The 21271-nt window shown below is 40.8% G+C and carries 28 protein-coding genes and 1 pseudogene; 18 read left to right on the forward strand and 11 right to left on the reverse strand.

Annotated features, from left to right (window positions below):
- The first annotated feature begins 7 nt into the window (after window positions 1-7).
- From DT065_RS14625 to DT065_RS14645, 5 genes are all read left to right on the forward strand, one after another.
- The gene (locus tag DT065_RS14625) at window positions 8-1018 is read left to right on the forward strand and encodes a FecCD family ABC transporter permease (protein WP_114374631.1); all 1011 of its coding nucleotides are present in this window, start codon (window positions 8-10) and stop codon (window positions 1016-1018) included.
- Window positions 1015-2049: a FecCD family ABC transporter permease gene (locus DT065_RS14630; protein WP_114374633.1), complete on the forward strand. Its 1035-nt coding sequence runs from the start codon at window positions 1015-1017 to the stop codon at window positions 2047-2049. Before DT065_RS14625 ends, DT065_RS14630 begins: the two co-directional genes overlap by 4 nt.
- 11 nt (window positions 2050-2060) lie before the next feature.
- Window positions 2061-2894 carry an ABC transporter ATP-binding protein gene (locus DT065_RS14635; RefSeq protein ID WP_114374635.1) on the forward strand — a complete coding sequence of 278 codons (834 nt, stop codon included), beginning with the start codon at window positions 2061-2063 and terminating at the stop codon, window positions 2892-2894.
- Window positions 2895-3344: 450 nt separating this feature from the next.
- Window positions 3345-3953 carry an alanine racemase gene (locus tag DT065_RS14640; protein ID WP_160112572.1) on the forward strand — a complete coding sequence of 203 codons (609 nt, stop codon included), beginning with the start codon at window positions 3345-3347 and terminating at the stop codon, window positions 3951-3953.
- Between the two features lie 125 nt (window positions 3954-4078).
- The gene (locus DT065_RS14645; RefSeq protein WP_160112573.1) at window positions 4079-4807 is read left to right on the forward strand and encodes an IucA/IucC family C-terminal-domain containing protein; all 729 of its coding nucleotides are present in this window, start codon (window positions 4079-4081) and stop codon (window positions 4805-4807) included.
- A gap of 528 nt (window positions 4808-5335) precedes the next feature.
- Here DT065_RS14645 and DT065_RS14650 read toward each other — a convergent pair.
- From DT065_RS14650 to DT065_RS14665, 4 genes and pseudogenes are all read right to left on the reverse strand, one after another.
- Window positions 5336-5641, reverse strand: coding sequence for a PH domain-containing protein (locus DT065_RS14650; RefSeq protein WP_227002628.1), 306 nt, complete (start codon window positions 5639-5641; stop codon window positions 5336-5338).
- A gap of 13 nt (window positions 5642-5654) precedes the next feature.
- Window positions 5655-5717, reverse strand: a pseudogene (locus DT065_RS19930) (hypothetical protein); the annotation flags it as partial.
- Window positions 5718-5747: 30 nt separating this feature from the next.
- Window positions 5748-6293 (reverse strand): DinB family protein, encoded by a 546-nt coding sequence (locus tag DT065_RS14660; RefSeq protein WP_160112574.1) that lies wholly within the window; start codon window positions 6291-6293, stop codon window positions 5748-5750.
- Window positions 6290-7753, reverse strand: a complete 1464-nt coding sequence (locus DT065_RS14665; RefSeq protein WP_114374646.1) for an aminotransferase-like domain-containing protein — start codon at window positions 7751-7753, stop codon at window positions 6290-6292. Before DT065_RS14665 ends, DT065_RS14660 begins: the two co-directional genes overlap by 4 nt.
- A gap of 115 nt (window positions 7754-7868) precedes the next feature.
- Between DT065_RS14665 and DT065_RS14670 the strand changes: the two genes are divergently transcribed.
- The 4 genes from DT065_RS14670 to DT065_RS14685 all read left to right on the forward strand — a co-directional run bounded on the left by DT065_RS14670 (window position 7869) and on the right by DT065_RS14685 (window position 10316).
- A complete protein-coding gene (locus DT065_RS14670) occupies window positions 7869-8777 on the forward strand; it encodes a DMT family transporter (RefSeq protein WP_227002819.1) in 909 nt (302 codons plus the stop codon).
- 104 nt (window positions 8778-8881) lie between these two features.
- Entirely contained in the window at window positions 8882-9415 is a 534-nt protein-coding gene (locus DT065_RS14675; RefSeq protein ID WP_114376350.1) for a GNAT family N-acetyltransferase, read from the forward strand.
- A 20-nt stretch (window positions 9416-9435) separates the two neighbouring features.
- Entirely contained in the window at window positions 9436-9717 is a 282-nt protein-coding gene (locus DT065_RS14680) for a DUF4269 domain-containing protein (protein ID WP_114374650.1), read from the forward strand.
- Window positions 9718-9821: 104 nt separating this feature from the next.
- On the forward strand, window positions 9822-10316 hold the full coding sequence (locus tag DT065_RS14685) for an MOSC domain-containing protein (protein ID WP_227002820.1): 495 nt from the start codon (window positions 9822-9824) through the stop codon (window positions 10314-10316).
- Window positions 10317-10847: 531 nt separating this feature from the next.
- On the opposite strand, the gene DT065_RS14690 is transcribed toward DT065_RS14685, so the two are convergent.
- The gene (locus tag DT065_RS14690; RefSeq protein ID WP_114374653.1) at window positions 10848-11585 is read right to left on the reverse strand and encodes a Fic family protein; all 738 of its coding nucleotides are present in this window, start codon (window positions 11583-11585) and stop codon (window positions 10848-10850) included.
- A 194-nt stretch (window positions 11586-11779) separates the two neighbouring features.
- Here DT065_RS14690 and DT065_RS14695 point away from each other — a divergent pair, with 194 nt between their 5' ends.
- The 7 genes from DT065_RS14695 to DT065_RS14725 all read left to right on the forward strand — a co-directional run bounded on the left by DT065_RS14695 (window position 11780) and on the right by DT065_RS14725 (window position 15835).
- The gene (locus DT065_RS14695) at window positions 11780-12388 is read left to right on the forward strand and encodes a transglutaminase-like domain-containing protein (protein ID WP_114374655.1); all 609 of its coding nucleotides are present in this window, start codon (window positions 11780-11782) and stop codon (window positions 12386-12388) included.
- Between the two features lie 11 nt (window positions 12389-12399).
- Entirely contained in the window at window positions 12400-12867 is a 468-nt protein-coding gene (locus DT065_RS14700) for a GNAT family N-acetyltransferase (RefSeq protein WP_114374656.1), read from the forward strand.
- A gap of 21 nt (window positions 12868-12888) precedes the next feature.
- The gene (locus DT065_RS14705) at window positions 12889-14145 is read left to right on the forward strand and encodes a phosphotransferase (RefSeq protein ID WP_114374658.1); all 1257 of its coding nucleotides are present in this window, start codon (window positions 12889-12891) and stop codon (window positions 14143-14145) included.
- Complete coding sequence (locus DT065_RS14710; RefSeq protein ID WP_335743595.1) at window positions 14145-14315, forward strand: GrpB family protein; 171 nt, start codon at window positions 14145-14147, stop codon at window positions 14313-14315. Before DT065_RS14705 ends, DT065_RS14710 begins: the two co-directional genes overlap by 1 nt.
- A gap of 150 nt (window positions 14316-14465) precedes the next feature.
- Entirely contained in the window at window positions 14466-14912 is a 447-nt protein-coding gene (locus tag DT065_RS14715; protein ID WP_227002629.1) for a pyridoxamine 5'-phosphate oxidase family protein, read from the forward strand.
- A gap of 306 nt (window positions 14913-15218) precedes the next feature.
- The gene (locus DT065_RS14720) at window positions 15219-15506 is read left to right on the forward strand and encodes a nucleotidyltransferase family protein (RefSeq protein ID WP_114374660.1); all 288 of its coding nucleotides are present in this window, start codon (window positions 15219-15221) and stop codon (window positions 15504-15506) included.
- Window positions 15503-15835: a HepT-like ribonuclease domain-containing protein gene (locus DT065_RS14725; protein ID WP_114374662.1), complete on the forward strand. Its 333-nt coding sequence runs from the start codon at window positions 15503-15505 to the stop codon at window positions 15833-15835. The genes DT065_RS14720 and DT065_RS14725 overlap by 4 nt, the downstream gene beginning before the upstream one ends.
- 95 nt (window positions 15836-15930) lie before the next feature.
- Here the strand turns inward: DT065_RS14725 and DT065_RS14730 are convergent, their stop codons facing one another.
- From DT065_RS14730 to DT065_RS14750, 6 genes are all read right to left on the reverse strand, one after another.
- Window positions 15931-16449 carry a DinB family protein gene (locus DT065_RS14730; protein ID WP_114374664.1) on the reverse strand — a complete coding sequence of 173 codons (519 nt, stop codon included), beginning with the start codon at window positions 16447-16449 and terminating at the stop codon, window positions 15931-15933.
- Between the two features lie 52 nt (window positions 16450-16501).
- Window positions 16502-17125 carry a LysE/ArgO family amino acid transporter gene (locus DT065_RS14735; RefSeq protein ID WP_114374666.1) on the reverse strand — a complete coding sequence of 208 codons (624 nt, stop codon included), beginning with the start codon at window positions 17123-17125 and terminating at the stop codon, window positions 16502-16504.
- 33 nt (window positions 17126-17158) lie between these two features.
- Window positions 17159-17956, reverse strand: coding sequence for an AAC(3) family N-acetyltransferase (locus tag DT065_RS14740; RefSeq protein ID WP_114374668.1), 798 nt, complete (start codon window positions 17954-17956; stop codon window positions 17159-17161).
- Between the two features lie 164 nt (window positions 17957-18120).
- Entirely contained in the window at window positions 18121-18378 is a 258-nt protein-coding gene (locus tag DT065_RS19545; RefSeq protein ID WP_250645669.1) for a S66 peptidase family protein, read from the reverse strand.
- Window positions 18378-19118, reverse strand: coding sequence for a S66 family peptidase (locus tag DT065_RS14745; RefSeq protein ID WP_250645670.1), 741 nt, complete (start codon window positions 19116-19118; stop codon window positions 18378-18380). The genes DT065_RS19545 and DT065_RS14745 overlap by 1 nt, the downstream gene beginning before the upstream one ends.
- A 16-nt stretch (window positions 19119-19134) precedes the next feature.
- Complete coding sequence (locus DT065_RS14750; protein WP_114374670.1) at window positions 19135-19563, reverse strand: GNAT family N-acetyltransferase; 429 nt, start codon at window positions 19561-19563, stop codon at window positions 19135-19137.
- 145 nt (window positions 19564-19708) lie between these two features.
- On the opposite strand from DT065_RS14750, the gene pdxR reads away from it, so the two are divergent.
- Entirely contained in the window at window positions 19709-20758 is a 1050-nt protein-coding gene (pdxR, locus tag DT065_RS14755; RefSeq protein ID WP_335743557.1) for a MocR-like pyridoxine biosynthesis transcription factor PdxR, read from the forward strand.
- Window positions 20759-20761: 3 nt separating this feature from the next.
- A complete protein-coding gene (locus DT065_RS19760) occupies window positions 20762-21103 on the forward strand; it encodes an aminotransferase-like domain-containing protein (RefSeq protein ID WP_335743558.1) in 342 nt (113 codons plus the stop codon).
- Window positions 21104-21271: the final 168 nt, after the last annotated feature.

Genomic DNA, 21271 nt, shown 5'->3' on the forward strand with positions numbered 1-21271 from the left:
GAGAGAGGTGACCCAATTATTTTTATCTACAAAGGGAAAAACCCTTGGGCTTCTTCTTAGCATTTGTCTTCTCCTTACTTCCTTTTTTTTAAGCGTGCGTTTGGGGCAGATGTCTGTAGAAGGAGCCATGATCATTGATACCCTGTTTCGCTTTGATGAAAATGTAGCAGAGCACGTTATCATCTATGAGCGGTTTTCGCGGGCAGTAACGGCTGCTCTCATCGGCAGCAGTCTTGCTGTTTCGGGTGGGCTTTTGCAAGCTCTAACGAGGAATCCGCTCGCCTCTCCCGGGATCTTCGGCATTAATGCCGGCGCGTTGTTTTTTGTGGTTTTTGCCGTGGCCTTCTTGTCGGTGTCTTCGTTGTCGGCGCTTATATGGATCGCCTTTGCAGGGGCTGGGATTGCGGCTGTTATTGTTCTTTTACTCGGATTGATGGGAACAGACGGATTGTCACCCATCCGGATTGTACTTGCAGGCACGGCGGTTACCGCTCTTTTTACTTCCTTTACCCAAGGGATGCTCGTCGTCAATGAAGCTAACCTAGACCAAATGCTATTGTGGATGGCAGGAACGGTGTCTGGTCGAACGGTTGATGTGCTGTTGCCGGTTCTTCCCCTAATGATTGGTGCGTTATTCTGTTCTTTTCTATTAGCGAAGCCGGTGAATATTCTTACCTCCGGGGATGACATCGCTAAAGGTTTGGGCCAAAAGACAATGGCCGTTAAACTCGCCCTTGTGCTGATTGCCGTCTTACTGGCGGGCGGTTCGGTGGCGATCGGGGGCATGATTGGGTTTATTGGGTTAATTGTCCCTCATATTGTACGGGCTCTTGTCGGGAATGACCATTTTTGGCTCCTCCCATATTGTGTCTCCCTAGGAGCCAGTCTACTGATTTTCGCGGATCTCATCGCTCGATTCATTATTATGCCTCAGGAAATGCCGATTGGGATCATGACAGCCCTGATAGGCGCTCCTTTCTTTATCTATATTGCAAGAAAGGGGTTTCGAAAGGAATGAGCAAATACCTAACCATTCGTAATCGTTTTGTTTCGTTTAGGCTGGAAAAAAAGCCTCTCGCCATTATCGCTATTCTTTTCATCATTCTGTGCTTCTCGATGGTGATCGGCTTATCGTTCGGTAGCACCTGGATTTCTCCATTTGCTGTTTTGCAACACTTATTTGGATCAGACAGCAGTGGCCATGCTTTTATTATCGATGTCCTTCGCCTGCCTCGGATGGTGCTTGCTTTGTTGGTAGGAGCTTCTTTAGGGGTGGCGGGATTAATTTTACAGGAAATGATCCGTAATCCCTTGGCATCCCCCGATATTATCGGGATTACCAGTGGGGCTTCTGTAGCCGCTGTCGCATTTATTGCCTGGTTCAGTGGGATCATTTCCATCAGTTATTTGCCGGTGGCAGCGATGATGGGGGCCGGAGTGGTTTCACTCCTGATTTATCTTCTGGCATGGAAAAGAGGCGTGACCCCGGTTCGTCTAGTCTTAATCGGCATTGGGATGGCAGCAGCTATGGACGCCCTTACCACGATGATGATCGTGTTTAGTCCCATTCAAACAGCGAGCCAGGCATACACGTGGTTAACCGGCAGTGTTTATGGAACGACCTGGGATGATGTGGCCGCAATGTTACCATGGGTGCTTTTGTTTATGCCTTTGGCTTACTTATGTACCCGGGCGATTCATGTTCAACAATTGGGTGATGGCGTGGCTGTAGGGTTGGGTGCGAAAATCCAGTGGCAGCGATTTTTCATGATTTTGATCAGTGTGGGGTTGGCGGGGGTGGCCGTCGCGTTTGCTGGTGGTGTCGGATTTGTCGGACTAATGGCTCCCCATATTGGAAGGTTTTTCGTGGGACGTTCATTCGCTGCGCTTGTGCCGGTGTCCGCCTTGATTGGAGGGTGGATGGTCGTGGTCGCGGATGTGATTGCCCGTACGGCGTTTCTGCCTTTAGATTTGCCAGTAGGCGTTTTGATTTCCGGCATTGGTGCCCCTTTCTTTATCTACTTGCTTTACCGAAATCGTCATATATAAAAAGGAGCTTGATGAAGGTGAGTCTTTTGCAAGCACATGATCTTACGTTAGGATACCAGGATTTTGTCGTTATCGATGACCTTGACCTTACATTGCCGAAAGGGAAAATCACCGTCTTTGTTGGAGCGAACGGGTGCGGAAAATCAACATTGCTTCGTTCCTTGGCGCGGTTATTAAAGCCAAAAGCCGGAGAGGTTGTGCTGGAAAATCAATCGGTCAATCAGATGGCAACCAAAGAAATCGCCAAGCAACTGGCGATCCTCCCTCAAGGACCGGTAGCTCCTGAAGGGTTGACGGTATGGCAGCTGGTGAAGCAAGGGAGGTATCCTCATCAAAGTTTGTTGCAGCAATGGAGCAAACAGGATGAGGCATTTGTGCAACGGGCGCTGGCAGCAACTCAGACGGAGCATTTAGCCGACCGCACGCTCCATTCTCTGTCGGGGGGGCAGCGCCAAAGAGTGTGGATCGCCATGACATTGGCTCAGAATACAGATATTCTGCTGTTGGATGAACCGACCACCTATCTAGATATGGCTCACCAGATTGAAATTTTAGATTTATGCTTTGATCTCAATGAAACGGAAGGCCGTACGATTGTCATGGTCCTTCATGATCTCAATATGGCCGCGCGCTATGCGGATAACATTGTAGCTGTTAAAGATAAAACCATTTATACGGAAGGCCGACCGGAAGACGTCATCACAGCCGATATGGTGAAACATGTTTTCGGAATGGAGAGTGAGATTATCGAAGATCCATTGTTTGGATCTCCGATGTGTGTCCCTTATGGCAAAGGTTTGAAAAAGCAAAAATCGGGAGAAGAAAAAGAAATTGCTTATGTATAATTAAAGAACACGGTTGTAGCGCTCAACTTCCGGAAAAAAGGGATGGAAATTTTTTCGTGAGTGGACCGGTGACAACTTGACAGGCGAGAAAAAACCGTAGTTATACTGTGTACATCCGTATACGGAACCCCACTGAATCTATGTTCCTGAAAGCCATCGTTTTCCCGGAAACGCTTGTTTGAAAAGCAGGATGGTTGACCAGAGTCGGAAGATTTATATAATGAGTTCCCTTCTTCCTGTATCAATGTACCCTTTGTTGGAAGAGCCTCTATGTGGTTATAGGTATTTTGAATAAAACTTACTTTTTTTGATGTAAAAATTGACATTGATAATCATTATCAATTATATTGAGAGTAGCACAGTTCACTTGGAAAATTGGGGACATCTATCGACGTTTAGCGGGGAGTGATTGATGTGTATGAGAACATCATCAAACGGTGGGTGAAGAAAATGAAAAAACAAAAGGAAGGGCTGGTATGTGCCAATATGCACGACCTCCTATCTTTACAAACGCGAATCAAAGCGATTAAAAGCATTCTTCCCCGGAAAACTCGGCTTTTTTATGCCATTAAAGCCAATTCAAACGCAAACATATTGGAAACGTTATTCCCGCACATCGATGGCTTTGAGGTTGCTTCGTTAGGTGAGTTGCGAAAGGTTCGCCATATATCGGAGGAAACTCCTGTGTTATTTAGTGGGTCGGGAATACAAGATGACGAACTGGAACAGGCACTACAGGCAGGGGTCTCTTACATTCATGTTAAGAGTCTGCTGGAATTGAGAAAGTTAATTCACGTAGCATCCGATCTAAATCAAGATATAAACACTCTTATTCGCATCAATCTTCACGAACATACATTGCCGGTTACAAACGTTACGTTGGCTGGTAAGCCTAGCCCTTTCGGAATGGATGAATGGACAACTGAAGAAGCGCTCGCAATCCTGCAGGACGTTGAAAATACACATGTTCACTTTCAAGGGTTTCACGTGGTTTCAGGTATTGATCTGCTTCGTTACTCGTCCTTTGGACCTGAAAGCAGTAAGTTAGAGTTTGTGTAGCACTGGTGGGGTTGTTTAAGTCAGGGGATTGTTTGATTTTTGATCAAGATGGCGAAATCGAGCATCTTATAGAAGTGAATGACAAGTTATGAACGTCCCTAATCTTCAACTTAGGAATGATAGCATTGAGTATCGAACAAATTGAATCGTTTGGTGTCAAGCGTGTAGACGAACATACGTCAGGGTTTCTGGTCGCTGACCTCCTGGATGAAGAAACCTGTCATTCGTTTCTCCGCCAGCACATGGAAGACATCAAGGCCCCGAATAAAAAGGTGGCCGCGTCTTTATTTATGAAACAGTATACGCGTTTTGTCGTGGCTTCCACCCTGTACAGCATAGGAACCTATAATTGCGCGCTTTCCCTTCCCGTTCAAGCCTGCATGTTTAGCAGGGAACGAAAGCTGTGTGTGCAAGAAAGGGCTTGTCCTTTTCAAAAATGGGAGCATTGGGAAAGAGAGGGCCGAAGGGAACAATTGCTACGAGAGTTATTTTCTTACCACATTACGCCGATGATTTCTGTGTTGAATAATACGACACGAGTGTCTGCCAACATCCTTTGGGAAAACGTGGCTGTTCGGGTGAACTCTTTATATCGAAAAGCATTGGCAAATGAACCCAGTCAAGAGAGGCAGTGGCAGCTCACCAATGATTTTTATTACCTTAAACATGCAGATGGTGATCTTTTCAAATGGGAAGGCAATCCAATACGTGCTTATTTAAAGAATGTTCCAGATAGCACCAGCATGCATTATCGGCAAACTTGCTGCCTATATCATCGTTTGGAAGAGGATCCGGAAGGCATTGGCTACTGTAATAATTGCCCGATTGGCAACAAATTGGCAAGTCAGTGTTAAAAACTTAACGAAATTATGCTCATAAAATAATGGTCATAAGAAAGATTGCGAAAAGGGTTAAATAGCAAAGTGCCTTCCCATAAATCTTGAGCTTTCGCTTAAAAGTATTAGAGTGTATTATTCAGAGAATTTCTATAACCGATTTTAAACAATACGAACGGGGTGCGTTTATTATTTGGCCGAAGCAAAAGCTTGGACACATTTGCGGAGAGCGTCGATGAAAATGTCCGAAACAACGCTTAGTTCGGACACAACATGGAGGTTGGGCATGAGCCATATGTATAATGCAAAATGGCATACTTATTAATAAAATAAGACCACGAAAAAAATGATCAAGAGGAGCAAGAGAATAAGCATCCAGCTTTTCTTGCTCAGTTTCTTTATTTTTACAGGGATTCTATCATTTCCTATTTTACGATATCCTCCCTGCACTTTTTTGATTTCCTTATCGTGAGGTTCTTTCATTATATTCACCTCTCCCTTTAATCCAAGGATTGAAAAAAATAACAGAATTCTATCGAACCGTCATCACCCATAGAATTCAATTTTATTGTTCGTCTCTTTTTCGATCTCATTAACGAGTTGATCGATGTTCTTAGGAGCAATAATTGCTGTGTTTGACTCACCATAGTACAAAGTGTATCGCTCGATCGACAAAGCTATACCGGCACTGATCATATGGTTTTTTTCGATTTTGTGGATAGTGTAGAGGTCAATTTTTTTCTTAAATGGTCCTCGCTTGATAATAAGGTAGCCACCGGTAATGACATAAAAGGTGCCAAACCAGATCCCAAAAAACCACATTTTCTTTGGGAAGGGTGTTGAATCCTGCAATCAAAAAAGAACCTTTTCCACTATAAAAGATGATCGAAAGTACAAGGAATATGCCTAAAACAATATACTGACCCATTTTTCCTCCCTTAAGTTTGCTTGATCCCCGTTAAGAAGCCAAATATTTTTTCGTAAGTTTAAAATGATGTTGCTCGTGGATGGCGAGTAAATGTATACACTGTATCAAATTCGGATATTCCGCAACAGGATCCGGATAATAGATTTGACCGGCCAAATCCTGTTCAATGTTATCTAGATTTGCCATGAGTTTGTCCGTCTCATGTTCAAGAAGTGACTGGACGTCGTTTATCGACCATTTTTCTTCCAGGCCCGCCGGAGGCTTTATCAAAAATGGAGCATTCATTGCTTTTTTATGATCTTGATGATATGTCTCGTAAATATTATGCATTTCTATTTTGTATCCTCTTTTCTTCCGTACATGTGCCACGGGGAGCAATATCGGTATATAAACGCTTGAGAATCGCCTGAATAACCGGATCATTAACACCAGATGATATAACGTTTCGCCAATCGACCATTTCTCCGGAAACGGTCGGCTCCAGGCTCTATCGAGATTCACATAACTACTGTTGTAAAAATCTTTTCGCTGCTGTTTTAATTTTGTGAAATGGTCATGTATTTCTTTACTTTTCAAGAAAAGCAACTCCTGTAATTTGATCTCTCCATCGCTTTTATAATCTCCCTGAGAATAATGATTCCTGCTTCGATTTTCTGAAAAGATGAACTCACGTAGGACAAACGAACATTTTGATTATTGTACGGGCTGTAAATGTAACCCGGATTGATGAGAACACCCCGACGGATAGCTTCTGTAAAAAGTTTCTTGACATTTACGTCTGAGGAGAATGTCAGCCATAAAAACATCCCACCTTCGGGAACCTCCCATTCTACCCAATCCCCTAAATGAAGACTCACCAACTGAACCATAAAATCCCTTCGTTTGAGCACTTGCTTACGCAAAAAGGAGAGATGCTCATCGTATTTTCCTGAGACTAGAAAATCGTGCATTGCTATTTGGGGCAAAGCACTTGATCCGTAATCCGTTTGCATGCGTAGATCGCCTAATTTCTGAATCACATCCTCCGGCCCCGCGATCCATCCGATGCGCAGACTCGGGGCAACGGTCTTTGAAAAACTGCCAATTCGTAAAACATGATCCCCGTCATCCATAGAAGCAAGTGAAGGCTCGGCTTCTCGATCGAGCCATATATCGCGATAGATATCATCTTCAATGATGGGAAGTTGATAGGCATTGGCTAACGTTAGAACTTCTTGTTTATTTTTCCATGACATGGTTTTCGTCGTTGGATTTTGAAAGGTAGGGTTCAGGTATAGCATAGAAGGCTTTTTATTGGCCCTGATTTGGTTTTCTAAATAACGAACATCAAGTTCGCCGCTTACGTATGGGATTCCTTTCAAATGCATGCCGAGCGAACGAAAAACTTGCAGCGAGTAAATGTAGGAAGGCTGCTCTAAATACACATACGTCCCTTGTTGGAGCAATCCCATAGAAATGAGTTGTAATGCTTGAAGGGCTCCTGAAACGATGAGTATGGATGAAGAAGAGTAGTGAATGCCCTGTTCTTGCAAGCGAAAACTGAGTACCTCCCGTAAGTGAAAGTCGCCTTTCCCGTCATCATAACCGGATAAGTGAAATGATTCAGACACATTGGCTATCGACTCTCTAAATGTTTTCGTAGGAAAGAGCGATGAGTGTAGTTCTCCCTTTCCTAACTGGATCATCGTCGCGTCTGTTTCTAAATCATTGATTTTACGGATTGTCCTAGGGCTGCCTGCATGGAAACTATATTGGGAGATGGTGTCCCAATCAATGACTTGATTTGATATATCCGACCAGTTCTGGTTTGACACATACGTACCGCTCCCCGGTTTTGACTCAAGGATCCCACTCGCTTTTAACTCCTCGAGAGCATGGACAATCGTTGTTCGGTTAACGTTAAATTCCTCAGCTAACGCTCGCTGACTCGGCAGTTTTTTCCCATAAGTCCATTCCCCATCACGGATTTTATCTTGGATATGTGTCATCACCCGTAAATATTGAGGAAAATTTTCATTGTTGTTTGTTCTTGCCATGTTTATTCATCCTAAATTTTATCTTGTAACTGGTTGGTGAGTGTTTATAAAAATTGGTTGAATGAATGTTTTCGTTTCTATTTTATCCTACTCGTATACCAATAACGAAGGGGTGATCCTGTTGCAGTGGAAAGTGTTTCTTGCTTACGCCCTAGCCGTTATCCTTTGGGCTTCAGCATTCCCTGGTATCCGGGCAGGATTGGAGTCCTATGGCCCCTTGCATTTAGCATTACTAAGAATGCTAATTGGAGCTTTAGGATTGCTTGTATTTGCGATAAGTGTACGGATGAAGCTTCCCGATAAAAAAGATCTTCCGATCATATTCTTACTTGGTTTTCTGGGATTCTCCGTCTATCACACGTTTTTAAGCATTGGAGAAATGACGGTGGATGCGGGGACCGCAAGTTTATTGGTATCCACGACGCCATTGTTATCTGCTATCTTAGCAGGTGTGTTTTTGAAAGAAAAGTTTAATCGTTGGGGTTGGATAGGTTCATTCGTCGCTTTTTCAGGGGTTGCACTCATCACATTTGGGATGGGAGGCGAGTTTCGTTTAGAAATCGGAGCCTTGATTATTTTGCTTGCAGCCTTAGGGGAGAGTTTTTATTTCGTGTTTCAATCGTCATATTTAAAAAAGTACGGATTTCTACCTTTTACAACGTATACGATTTTAGCAGGAACGTTGTTTATGCTTATATTTTCACCAGGATTATGGACAGCCGTACAAAACGCTTCCATAGAGAGCACCATCACTGTTATTTATTTGGGTCTGTTACCGACCGTGGTTCCTTATTTTGCTATCGCTTATGCGACTTCTGTTAACGGAGCATCCGAGGCGACCAGCACCTTATATTTAACCCCGGTTTTATCTATTATTATTGCATGGATATGGTTAGGGGAAGTGCCAACCGTCATTTCGATCATCGGAGGGGCTTTAACGTTGATTGGTGTTTCCTTTACGACCATAAAAGGGGCAAAACAAGATGTAGAGGAGCGTCCGCCTGCGTATGCTGAAAGAGGATAATATCGTTACAGGCAATACCTTTTGGAAACGCACATTTCCTGATATTATTGATAGTAAACAGCAAAGGGTTAGGGGCTTGAATTAAAGTGCAACAACCGAAGATAATGTTAAGAGAACCAACCAATGAAGATTTAAACGAAATCTATTACTGGAAATATGAAGAAGAGGAACAGGAAGCAAAAAAATGGAATGGCCCGTATATTAACGAACCTCATCTCACTAAAGAGGAATTTTATCAATTTTATCAATCTTTTCAAGACATTAATCAAGATGAAGTTCCAAGCTTATTAGTTGTAGCGGTTGAAAGTGAATTTATCGGAACGTTAAATTCCTATTGGGTCGATAAGCATACGGAGTGGTTAGAAATAGGGATCGTGATTTATAATCCCAAATTTTGGAATGGAGGTTATGGAACCAAAATCTTCAGAATGTGGGTGGACTATCTATTCAATAATACTTCATTGCACCGTTTGGGCATTTCAACATGGTCCGGTAACGATCGAATGATGCGTGTTGCTGGAAAAGTAGGTATGGTGGAAGAAGCTAGGATTCGGCAAGCCAGAATCGTAGATGGTCAAAGATACGATGCCATTAAAATGGGGATATTAAGAAAAGAATGGGAGAGGGATAACCGATAGCTTAATGAAAGGGTGTCGATGTGGCTGATTTGTTTGAACGGATGGGCAAGGGAAATGATAAGCAACAAGATGCTTATGCGGCAATTAAGGAGCTGGATATTTTAAACAAATTAAGCCCATATAATCCTGTTCTATGCGGAACTGTGCCTATCGGAATAGATGTCATGGATTCGGACTTAGACATCATTATGGAAGTTCAGGGTTTAAAGTATTTTGAAGAAATGCTCCAATTTTTATACAAGGACAAAGACAACTTTTCGATTAAAAGAACAACTATAAGAGGCATGTCAAAGTTGTTATGATTTTTGTGTTAGTCAGACATCATAAAGCAAAAGGCAAATCTAAGATGGATTAGAGGAGTATCGTTATGGGGAGATATCATGAGGCAGAGATTCATTCGATTTTTATGGGAAATCAAGCTAACACCTTTGTAACCAGTGAAATTCCAGAAGCAGATTTACATTTTGGTCTGACAAAATCGGCAGGTACAAGAGAATCGATGTACAAACGTGGAACGGAAATTTTTAATCGAAGGCAGATATCCATTGTTTCGGTTGAAGAATGTGCATTAATCGCAGAGAAACTTGAAATTGAACAGCTTCTGCCTGAATGGTTAGGAGCAAATATTGCAGTAAAAGGCTTCAGCGATCTCACAAAGTTAGCGCCTGGCAGCCGGATTGTTTTCCCAAGTGGAGCAGGTATTTTGTGCGAAGGAGAGAACCTTCCTTGTAGGCAACCCGGAGAAGTGATTCAAGATAAATATCCGAATAATCCCACGTTAGTATCACGTTTTGTTAAATCATCGTTGGGACTAAGAGGCATCGTTGGTATTGTAGAATGCCCAGGGAAGATAGTGGCGGGTGATACAGCGAAGGTTATCGTTAATAACGCAGCGAACTGACACTAGTTTGAGCATCCGTATCATTCTTATTCAAACGGGCCAGAGACGAAAAAAGTATAGAAATTGAACGGGTTACATCCTGTTCCTTTCAGAGCGCATCGACCTTCGTTTGAGGGATTATATTGAGGTTCTTGTTCCACTCGATACAGCTTTATCCTCGTTAGAGGGATTACATTGCGATCGGTTGATGTCTACCTCATGAAAAAGGGGAACATTTTATTTGTGAGATGCAAATTGTAATGCTACAGTCTCGACTGAGCGAGAGGATTTTCAAGTTAAAATTTGGAAATATGGGTTATGGGTAGGAGACTGACGGTATATATTGGGATTTGACTTTATCACTCACGCAAAGCTTGTTATTGATGCGAAAACTATGCAGGTTCATACAAATGATAATCCTAGCGGGACTTAGAATAGAGCCTCTTTTGTGTGTCACAACAACCATAATTGGAAAAGGTTATCCTCCAAACAGGCGCTTTAATTGAATAAAAGCGCCCTTGCTCTTAATTAACAGTGATGCTGGATCTCCCGCTATAACAATTCTAAATACTTCTCTAATGCGCTTACTTCCAAAGATGCCACCATATCAATAAGCATCGTATAATCTTTGTGTACTCCGGCATGGTCTAATACTTCGTAATATTTTTGCCGTTCATCCACTTGGATGATGACCGGTAAGTATGCGGCCCTCATCAGCTCAAAATTCATCAACAAACGTCCTGTTCGTCCATTGCCATCCAAGAAAGGGTGGATGTTTACGAACTTGCTATGAAGGATAGCAGCAATTTCAATGGGATGGTCATTATTGTTTTCTATGGCAGAGGTATACCAACGTATCAGGTCCTCCATATCATCGGAAATTTTAAGAGGAGAGGTTACCGAGTGTGATGCCCCTGTAATGATCACATCTTGATGACGATACGTTCCCGCGTGGTCCGCATCGATCCCTCTTAAAATTAAGGAGTGGATACTACGAATGATGCGTTCTGTTAGTGGTTGAGTGACCACACTTTCTACGTATTGAATCGCATCCCGATGGTTTATGACTTCCATATGCTCTCGAAGTGTCTTTCCGTTTCCAACGGTAATGCCATCCTCAAGGATCGCTTTTGTTTCATAAATCGTTAGCGTGTTTCCTTCGATGGCATTGCTGTGATAAGTGTTCCTGATGAAAAAGTCCTCTTTCAAGCGCTGAACGGTTACAGTATCAAGAGGTCGCTCACGGTCTAATTGTTTCTTGAGTTCAGTAGCCTTCTCTATGTTTTGCATTATATTACCCTCCTATATTTGACTTTAGCTTCTTTTATATGCGATAAATCGTGTTTTTGACCATGTCTGTTTTACAGTGTATACCCATACTATCACTGTTTTTGAACAATTCCTATCCATATTGCAAGTAAGTCGCACATTAATGTATAATTATACCTAAAAAATAATAAATATACATAAAAGGGTGTTAAACTATGAATCTGGTCTGTGAGTCTGAGGAAATGAATGATTACTTATCTGATTCCAATGAGGTTAACTATTTCCAACCGATCATCCAGGAGAAAATTGCTGAACTTTTTGATCGCTCTCAAACAGAGGTAGAAAAAGCTAGGGTTGCTTTCGAATTTGTTAGAGATGAAATTCGTCATTCATGGGATATTCAAGGAACCAGGGTAACTTGTGAAGCTTCAGACACCTTGGCTAATAAAGAAGGGATCTGTTATGCAAAGTCCCATTTACTTGCGGCTTTGTTGCGATCGCAGAATATCCCAACGGGCTTTTGTTATCAACGCTTAATGTTGTTTGATACACCGGAAAAGGGTTATTGTATACATGCTCTAAATGCCATTTTTTTAAAAACGCTTAATAAATGGATTCGAGTGGATGCACGTGGCAATAAAAAAGGTATTGATGCCCAATTTTCAACGGATGAAGAACTGTTAGCGTTTAGCACAGATGAAGATAATGACGAAAAGGATTATCCAATCATTTATACAAAGCCACACCCAAAAACACTTGCCACATTACAAGAACATACAGATGCGGTCGAAATGTATAAGCATCATTTGCCAGAATATTTATAGTGGTGATCAAAATGGTAATTTGTTCTGCAACAACGTCAGATGCAGCAATCATTCATGATTTAATGATGAAAGCTTTTATGGAATATAAGAATGAACACCCGCCATCTAGCGCTTTAGATGAAACGGTTCAATCAGTTTCACATGCATTAGGTAAAAGGGAAAAAGCACTAATTGCTTTTGAAGAAAATCAACCAGTTGGTATGGTACGCTTTCAATTAAAAAATGAGGGCATAAATTTTTACCGTCTATCAGTTATTCCAGAAAAACAAGGACAAGGCATTGCAAAAGAGTTATTAAAATCTTTAGAGGACTATGCAAATAAGGCTGAACTACCTACAATTTCATGTAAAGTCCGTATGACTGTGCAAAAGAATATACAGTTATATAGTTCCATGGGTTACGCTGTTTACGATGAAGAAGTTGTACATAAACCCAATGGTATAAATATTAAAGTTGTTTCAATGAAGAAAAAACTTTAGTTGCTCAAGAGGTGCATTCAAATGCGTTATCAATTTATTGTGCACTCTAAAAAAGAAAACCTGATGTTATTCGAAGCTCATAATAACGAAGTATTTTTTCCTAACTTTCAATCTGAGCCTTTTCATATAGCAGATACGGAGCCAATAAATGAATACTTCTATAAACAGTATCGGCTTTTTACAAATGTACTAAAATGCTGGCATAAAGAGGAATCAAGACTAATATACGAAGTCGAGGTTTTGAATGAAGGGTTTCCAAGTGATAGCTTAAGGATTGCTTGGATAGATCCATTCAGTGATGATATTTTCAATAGACTAGCCTCACGGCAGCAATGGATTTTACAACAATGGAAAAAGAATGAATCAAATCAAATGCCCTGGTTTCAATATGGTTTCCGGGATGAAATTGCTAAATGGGCAGGAAGTAAATTGTCGGATAGCTGCTGTGCCATTGAGCAAGTAAGAAGCTGGGAAAAAGGATTGTTACTCAAAGTCCATGGCTATAACGATAACTATTATGTCAAAACAGTTCCACCAATTTTTGCACATGAGCCATTTGTTCATAAAAGTATGCCAGAATATGTACCAGAAGTTATTGCAATCGCTGAAAAAAAGAATACATATATGATGAAAGAGATTAAAGGGAAACTCCTGGGTTACTCTAAAGACATTCAACACTGGAAAATAACAGCTCGGCGAATCGCTAGACTTCAGATATATGGCGAATTACAGACAAAGCCCATTATACCAAAAAGACCGATTGAAACAGTGCTTACTGAAAAGCAAATGAAGAAAACAATAAAATCTCTACAAAACCATATTTCTCATACGTCTTATCAAACGTTATTAAATAGCATCCCGAGTGTTCTGTCATTAGTACAAACATTAGATTCTAAACTGCCGTTATCCGTTGATCATGGTGATTTATTTGGAGGTAATGTCATTGTTGAGAATGGTGAGCCACTCATTTATGATTGGTCGAATAGCTCGATTGCCCATCCCTTTCTAAGTGTTGTTCGCTTAGTGGAAGAGGTGGCTGTTTTCTTTTCTGAAGATCTACGTGAAGAGGTATTAAACGCGTATTTATGCGAATGGAACGATTTTGGGCAAATCGATGAGTTGAGATATGAATTTTCAATTGTTCGATTGCTGGAACCGATTTATTACCTGGTTGTGCATATATTAATGATATTTCCTTCATTTCAGGATAATGTTGATCAGGAAGAGATTATAGATAATTATGTAACAAAATGGTTGGGTGATATAGAACATGTTTGATGGAAAAAGAGGTGATTAGATTGAGAAAGGTTGAGGTGACGACACATAACAAAGCATGGCCATCGATGTTTGAGGAAGAAGCAAATAAATTACGCGACATTTTTGGTTCTGAAATAATTGAAATTCATCATATAGGAAGTACATCTGTAAATGGCTTAAAAGCACTTTAGCGTTCGGTATCGGTGCGTTAACGGTGGGAATGATTGCTGAAAATATCGGTGTTCGTTTGGTGTATTTGGTCTCGGCAGTCGTATTACTCGCATGCTTGGGCTTGTGGTTCATTACTTTTCGTAAGACCGGTGATGAGAAGGGAGTTTATTTTGGAAATCATAAGGGACAGAAATAGGAGCTTCAACTTAAATGAATTTTTGCAGAAGCCTTTATTCGCTCATCTCTCAACGTCAACAAAGGATCATAACCCGAGAGAATCACCAGTGTGGTTTCATTGGGAACATGAGTGTATCTGGATTATCGGAACATCATCAGACAGCTTTCCCGGAAGGATTAAGGAAAAAGCTGAATGTGCTATTGGTATCGTCGATTTTGATCACACTACAGGAAAAGTTTTGCATGCAGGATTTAGGGGCCACGCTACCGTAGAACCTTTTGATAAAGGAATCGCTGAACGTTTGCTATCACGTTATCTTGGCCCTGAAGAAAAGAATTGGGATCCCAGGTTCAGAAATTTGGATGATAGCAATGTTTTAATTCGTTTTGTTCCGGAAACGGTTGTGGTGCGTGACCAATCCTTTGAACCAAGTATTTGATTCTCACAACCAAAAAGTAAACGGGCGCAATTGTTTGAGGGATTAGATTGAGGTTCTTGTTCCACTCGGTACAGCCTTTCCCCCGTAAGAGGAATTACATTGCTCCTCTTGGCACATTATGCTGCAAACGAGGCGCTTATCTCGAATAAGATGGCGTCTTTCGGAATCTGGCCAAACGTTGAGTAAGACTTTTTATACAGATTATTTATCCGCACAAAAAAAGAATAATTTCTCCAGAAATATATAGTCAGACTATAGGTGATGATATAATAAAGCCAAAAGGCAGAAGGATGCGGGGGATGTGTTGTGCTATATGATGTTCTTCAAGAAAAGCGTGACTTAATTTTGAAAGTGGCAAAGGAACACGGTATTCAAGATGTACGTGTTTTTGGATCGGTGGCAAGAGCTGAAGATGATCCCGCTAGTGACCTTGATTTGCTTGTGGATTTCGAAGAAGGCAGAAGTTTGTTTGATTTGATTGGTTTTAAACAAGAAATTGAAGATTTACTTAGAATAAAAGTCGATGTTGTGACAGAAAACTCGATTCATTGGCGTATAAAAGATGATGTGTTAAATGGAGCGATTCAGCTATGAAAAATGACAAGCTCTATTTAACACATATTTTAGAATGTATTACAAATATTGAATCATATCTCCCGAAGGGAGAAGAAGATTTTTTTCGTTCGAAATTAATACAAGATGCGGTGATTCGCAATTTAGAAATTATTGGAGAAGCTACAAAGCGTGTATCAAAAGACGTTCGAGAACAACATTCCCACGTGCCTTGGCGCAAAATGGCAGGAATCAGAGACGTTTTAATTCACGAATATTTTGGAGTGGATAACGAAATCGTTTGGAATCTGGTTGAAAACGAAATTCCATCTTTAAAAGAAAAAATTACGGATTTGTTAAATCGATTGTGATTTATGAAGTTTAGTGTTGATGCCCTATTAAAGAAAAGGAGCGTCATTGTGGAACGAGAGCGATACATATTACTTAAGTCTTCTTTATGTATCGCTCAGTGTCCCTTAAACCACTTTCGCAGTTGGTTGATATGAGCCTGATGATATCTATTGTGGTCAGCCATATGCCATAGACCCCAGCGAATGGTTGCTTGCTTTTCGTTCTCGTGTCCAAAAGTGACAACGTTAGCAAGATCATCGTCTGTTAATTGTGTGCATGCATCTTTCAGCATTTCTATAACGTCTTGATGGTTGGAAACGAGAGTATCCAAAGACTTGCCTTTAACCATTGGAAGCCTACCATTTGCGTCTAGTGCAGGCCCATATTTTTCTTCTAAAGAAGAAGGAAGTGATTGCCCTTTTATTCTATACACCCAATTAACATCGACATACGTGAGGTGGTTGATTAGCTGAGCAGTGCTATTAAAGTTGTTATTTGGTCCCCTGTAGTCTACTTCTTCTTGCGACATGCCCTCCGTGATTAATTGCAATCGTTGGCTGTTTTCTTTTACAGCGGAATACAGAATGCCCGCCGTAGGAGCCATATTTGTCTCTCCGAGTAAATCGAAAAACATTAGTTAGCCCTCTTTCAAAGTGAATGTATACTATAGAACCTGCAAATAATCACTATTGCATCAACAAGTATAACTGATATCCCAGAAAGATCGCTACTCCCCAAATAATCACTGCTGAAATTTTATTAATAAGAACGACGATTTTGCCTTCTTTGTCGATTGCGCGTATGGTTTTTCCGATCATCGCTAACCCGATAAAAGACACCCATGATACGGCAATGCATGCTACCGTGAACCCCATTAATTCAGGTGTTTCAGAGTACCTCAAAGAATTGGTCCCAATAACGCCTACCGTATCAAGAACAGCATGTGGGTTCAAAAGCGAAACGGATATCGCAAATAGGATTTGTTTTTTTGCACTCATAGCTCCATGTTGTTTATTAACCTCTACTGGATCACTTGACCAAATCGACCATCCAATGTAAATAAGAAAAAGGAATCCAGCCGCAAAAAAGATGATTTGGAAAACAGGTACAGTCATGACGATGAGAGACACGCCTAATACCGCAAAAACAATTAAGATGGTGTCGCAAATTGAAGCAGTTACAACCGAAGGCATGGTATGTCGTAACTTTTTGTGAGCGGCCCCTTGATTAAAGAGGAATATATTTTGTGCTCCAAAAGCTAGAATTAATCCGAAGGATAATACGAATCCGTGTATGATGGCACCTAGCATGAAAATTTCCTTTCTTTTTGTTGCGGCTATTTACTACGTTTTTATATTTTTGCCGGTGAAATTAACAAGATCAGGTTGATAAACCAGCCTTGAGAAAGCATTCCCAACATAGCCCTTCCTCGGCTCATATTCCTGTTCAAACTTCTCACCAACTGCCGGAAACTTTTCCTCATCGTAATCAAGCTCAGTATATGCTTTCCATACCTTTTGATAATCCTCTAGAATTGGGCTCCTCTTTTTGACTTCTTTAATTCCTTCAGCTTTATGCTCCCCATAATGCATTGATGTGTTCGTTTCATAATCCGTTCCAAGCATCAACACATAGCCGTCATTACGGTATATAAAGCCAAGTGGCGAGTCGCCGCCCAGTCCATTGTCTATGGAATGATTCCTTGCGATTTCGTCACTGTTCTTGCCCCATACTGAAAAAGAGTGTATAGGATGATAACTACGTTTCACGTCCGGGTATGTGCGAAATGACTCTGGAATAGCCCCCATTGCTACGGTTGGTGTTACATCAGGATCAAATGGCGGCAATTCATTCATCACTTCAGTGACCCATTCTTCTGGAATTGCCGGATTCCCCCACTCTCTTGGGTCCGATACATCAGCACTGTGAGCTGGCATGATAATCGTACCCTTTGAAGTAATCACATCTTGCAAAGCTTGAATAACAGCTACTGGCCCTCCGCAGACCCAGCCTAACGATTTCATCGAAGAATGTACAATAACAACCATACCTTTGTGTAAGCCTAGATTTTTTAAGTCATTCGTAAGTGAAGTGCGTGTTTGGGGTGCTTTAGATTGTTGAATTAGTTCTGTCTGACTCATGATGATTTATCTCCTTATATAAATAAAATAATAGATTAACAGTATTTTTAGATGCCTGCAAACTTATTGTTACTCCCAATCTGACCCGTTCGTTAGCGCAATTTGACATTCCCACAGTTTGTGAAACTGAAAATCTAAGTGCAATGCTTAACCAATTTGTCTAATTAGTAATAAACACCCTTCTCAGCAAAAACAATTTCCCCATTACCTGCATCTAACTCTGCTTCAATTCCAATCGGAAACACATGAGAAGGAAAAGTATGGCCGACATCAACATTTGACATAATTGGGAAGCTTTGATCACCGATGACCTCGAGTAAAAGCTCTTCCTGGCCAAAAGGAGACCCAAGATCATTAAAATGTTCATGTTTGCCTAAAATCAATCCCTGGATTTTGTCAAATACACTATGAAGCTTTAACATTAAAAACAATCTTCCTCTGTTGCCATGTCCTTTAATGAATCTTCAATAAAAAGGATGGCGTTATTAAGATTCGGAAAATACTCCGTACCTATAAAGGCAAACATGGCATTCAAGTTGCCACCAATTAGTTTCCCACTTGCTTTGCCACTTGACACATTTCCACCCTTCATTATTAACCATCGTTTTTGCCCTGTCTTGTGAATGCCAATCGATAAGTTCTTCTGTCCATTCATCAGGTACTTCAAGTGTATAGGGAGCTTTTTTTCGCCAAATATTTCATTTTTAACATAGTCTGCACCTGATTTGAGCATTTCTGGATATTCTCCAAAAGAGGGAACAACGGCAGGACCATAAAACGTGTGCAGGCCTGTTTTTTGATAAATCCCCAAAAGCAATGCTGTGACATCGCTGTAACCCATAATAATTTTTGGGTGCTTTTCTAAGGCTTTGTAATCAATGTAAGGTAATAAAGAGTTAGAATTCATCCCGCCAATCGTACTTATAATGGCTTTAATCTCTGGATCTCTGATAAATTCGTTTATTTCTTCTGCTCGATCACGGATACTAGCTGACCGATAACTCTGTTCCTTATTGGTACAACGGCCTTCCACCAAATCTAACCCCATGCTTTCCAAATGCGCTTTGCCTCTTTTAAAACGTTCAGGGAACTTTACGGGTGCCGGGGTGGAAGGGGATATTATTCCTACTTTATCTCCTTTTTTTAGATGATTTGCTTTCATCACTGCCACCCTTTCCTTACGTCAATGATCTTTTAAAAACATAACTTGCTTTGTTGTAATCCATTTTCTCCTCATAAAAGCGATGGGCATCGTAGCGTTGTAACCCTGACGAAAGGGCAATACTTTCATAATTATTCTCTAATGCCCAGTCATGCACGAAAGAGAGAAGCTTTTCTCCGTGCCCCTTTGAACGCCGATGAGTATCAGTCACTAAGTCACAAACCCAAACGAACCGTCCATAGTATAAGGTTATCATAGGCTTGAATCCAGTAACAGCAACGATTTCTCCTTGATCATACAAGGCAAACAATCGGTACATATCTTTTTCTCTCGCCTCAGCTACCAACTCCACGTATTCATTTTCGTTAAGATGAGAACGCAGTTGATTCATAATAGGGAAAGCTTCTTCCCATTCTTGCTCAGAGATTAATTCTTTTACATCCATTTATAGTCCCTCCTTAAAATTCATATAACCACTATCATTAAGTGGCTATAGGGAATAAAATGAGTATAACTCTATACTGGCATTATCAAAATAGCCAGATACATCATATTAAACAATGCCAGATAGAAAAACGGAGGTAGGCTCGATGTTTGAAGTCACCGTTGATTTAAACGCTAAAAGTAATACCCCTTTGTATCTCCAAATTTTTCAGTATTTTAAGCAAGAAATTCAATCAGGTAGGATAGAGGATGGAACAAAGCTCCCTTCAAAGCGAAAACTTGCTCAGCACCTGGACGTTAGCCAACTTACCGTTGAGTCTGCATATGATCAGCTGAAAGCAGAAGGATATATTCAAAGCAAACCTAGAAAGGGGTTATTTGTACAAAAAGTGGAGTACGATATACTCCCTAACCAAAATGCGCCACAGTTTCATACAACGGAATCATCACAAATATCAGAGCAAATAAAGTATGACTTTCATCATGGAAAAATTGATTTGAATTATTTTCCGCACAAAACGTGGCGTAAAATCAGTATCGATTGCTTAAGTGATAAGCAACATTTATTAAACGGTGACCCTCAAGGAGAATTTAATTTACGCAAAGAGATTTCTATGTATCTTTTTCAATCCCGAGGGGTTCGATGTTCCCCTGATCAAATTGTGATTGGGGCAGGCACACAATATTTAGTTGGTATTCTTTGTATGCTTATGAATAAGAAGTCCGTTGTAGCAGTCGAAGATCCAGGTTTCCATAGGACGAAACATGCTTTGAAAAACCACGGCATTCCTATTGAACCAATCCCTCTGGATGAAGAAGGGATCGACATAAAACGGCTAAAGAAAAGCTCTGCAAATATTGCTTATGTTACGCCTTCCCACCAATTTCCTACCGGGGTTGTTATGCCGATCTCACGAAGGTTGGAGCTCCTTAAATGGGCAGAAAAAACAGGAGGATATATCATCGAGGATGATTATGACGGAGAGTTTAGGTATAAAGGAAAACCGATTCCAAGCTTACAGGGGATTGACTCATCAGGAAATGTTATTTACTTTGGAACATTTTCCAAATCATTGATTCCCTCTGCTCGCATAAGCTACATGATCTTACCTGAGGAACTGATGAATAAATACCATCAAACGTTGTCGATGAATAAACAAACCGTCCCTCGTTTATATCAAGATATCTTGTTTTAATTTATGAAAAATGGCTACTGGGAAAGACACTTAAATAAAATGAGAACCGTATACCGCAGCAAACATAAGACATTAATTGCAGCCATTCATCAAGAGATGGGAGAAAAAGTTAACATTATTGGCGATCAATCGGGTTTGCACATCCTTTTGGAAGTTCAAGGGGAAAAGACTGAAGAAGAATTGATTGATGCAGCTGAAAAACACAGTGTGAAAGTCTACCCAACGTCGATTTATTATGAGAGAAGGGAAAATAACAGCTCGCCTTTGTTATTACTCGGGTTTGGCGGTTTGTCGGAAGCTGAAATAGAACAGGGGATAAGTCAATTAAAAAAAGCTCTTTTTTGAGAAGAGCTTTGTGTGTCTATGATTCATATCATCCACAATAAGCAGCTCGGTATTTTAATAGGTAGCTGTCTCTGCGGATAGTCTAACCACAGGGACACAAGAAATCGAAAACCAGAGCGGAATCCGTATCTTAAACGGCGCGATTGTTGGATGAAAGAATAAAACAAA

It is taken from the genome of Salicibibacter kimchii (genome assembly GCF_003336365.1).
Classification (GTDB): domain Bacteria; phylum Bacillota; class Bacilli; order Bacillales; family Marinococcaceae; genus Salicibibacter; species Salicibibacter kimchii.

Excerpts from the sequence above, each read along its gene's own strand:
- DT065_RS14630 (WP_114374633.1), top strand. The coding sequence starts at position 1,015 with ATGAGCAAATACCTAACCATTCGTAATCGTTTTGTTTCGTTTAGGCTG.
- DT065_RS14635 (WP_114374635.1), top strand. The coding sequence starts at position 2,061 with ATGAAGGTGAGTCTTTTGCAAGCACATGATCTTACGTTAGGATACCAG.
- DT065_RS14640 (WP_160112572.1), top strand. The coding sequence starts at position 3,345 with ATGAAAAAACAAAAGGAAGGGCTGGTATGTGCCAATATGCACGACCTC.
- DT065_RS14665 (WP_114374646.1), bottom strand. The coding sequence starts at position 7,753 with ATGGCAAGAACAAACAACAATGAAAATTTTCCTCAATATTTACGGGTG.
- DT065_RS14675 (WP_114376350.1), top strand. The coding sequence starts at position 8,882 with ATGTTAAGAGAACCAACCAATGAAGATTTAAACGAAATCTATTACTGG.
- DT065_RS14685 (WP_227002820.1), top strand. The coding sequence starts at position 9,822 with ATGGGAAATCAAGCTAACACCTTTGTAACCAGTGAAATTCCAGAAGCA.
- DT065_RS14690 (WP_114374653.1), bottom strand. The coding sequence starts at position 11,585 with ATGCAAAACATAGAGAAGGCTACTGAACTCAAGAAACAATTAGACCGT.
- DT065_RS14695 (WP_114374655.1), top strand. The coding sequence starts at position 11,780 with ATGAATCTGGTCTGTGAGTCTGAGGAAATGAATGATTACTTATCTGAT.
- DT065_RS14700 (WP_114374656.1), top strand. The coding sequence starts at position 12,400 with ATGGTAATTTGTTCTGCAACAACGTCAGATGCAGCAATCATTCATGAT.
- DT065_RS14705 (WP_114374658.1), top strand. The coding sequence starts at position 12,889 with ATGCGTTATCAATTTATTGTGCACTCTAAAAAAGAAAACCTGATGTTA.
- DT065_RS14710 (WP_335743595.1), top strand. The coding sequence starts at position 14,145 with ATGGAAAAAGAGGTGATTAGATTGAGAAAGGTTGAGGTGACGACACAT.
- DT065_RS14725 (WP_114374662.1), top strand. The coding sequence starts at position 15,503 with ATGAAAAATGACAAGCTCTATTTAACACATATTTTAGAATGTATTACA.
- DT065_RS14730 (WP_114374664.1), bottom strand. The coding sequence starts at position 16,449 with ATGTTTTTCGATTTACTCGGAGAGACAAATATGGCTCCTACGGCGGGC.
- DT065_RS14735 (WP_114374666.1), bottom strand. The coding sequence starts at position 17,125 with ATGCTAGGTGCCATCATACACGGATTCGTATTATCCTTCGGATTAATT.
- DT065_RS14740 (WP_114374668.1), bottom strand. The coding sequence starts at position 17,956 with ATGAGTCAGACAGAACTAATTCAACAATCTAAAGCACCCCAAACACGC.
- DT065_RS19545 (WP_250645669.1), bottom strand. The coding sequence starts at position 18,378 with ATGTTAAAGCTTCATAGTGTATTTGACAAAATCCAGGGATTGATTTTA.
- DT065_RS14745 (WP_250645670.1), bottom strand. The coding sequence starts at position 19,118 with ATGAAAGCAAATCATCTAAAAAAAGGAGATAAAGTAGGAATAATATCC.
- DT065_RS14750 (WP_114374670.1), bottom strand. The coding sequence starts at position 19,563 with ATGGATGTAAAAGAATTAATCTCTGAGCAAGAATGGGAAGAAGCTTTC.
- pdxR (WP_335743557.1), top strand. The coding sequence starts at position 19,709 with ATGTTTGAAGTCACCGTTGATTTAAACGCTAAAAGTAATACCCCTTTG.
- DT065_RS19760 (WP_335743558.1), top strand. The coding sequence starts at position 20,762 with ATGAAAAATGGCTACTGGGAAAGACACTTAAATAAAATGAGAACCGTA.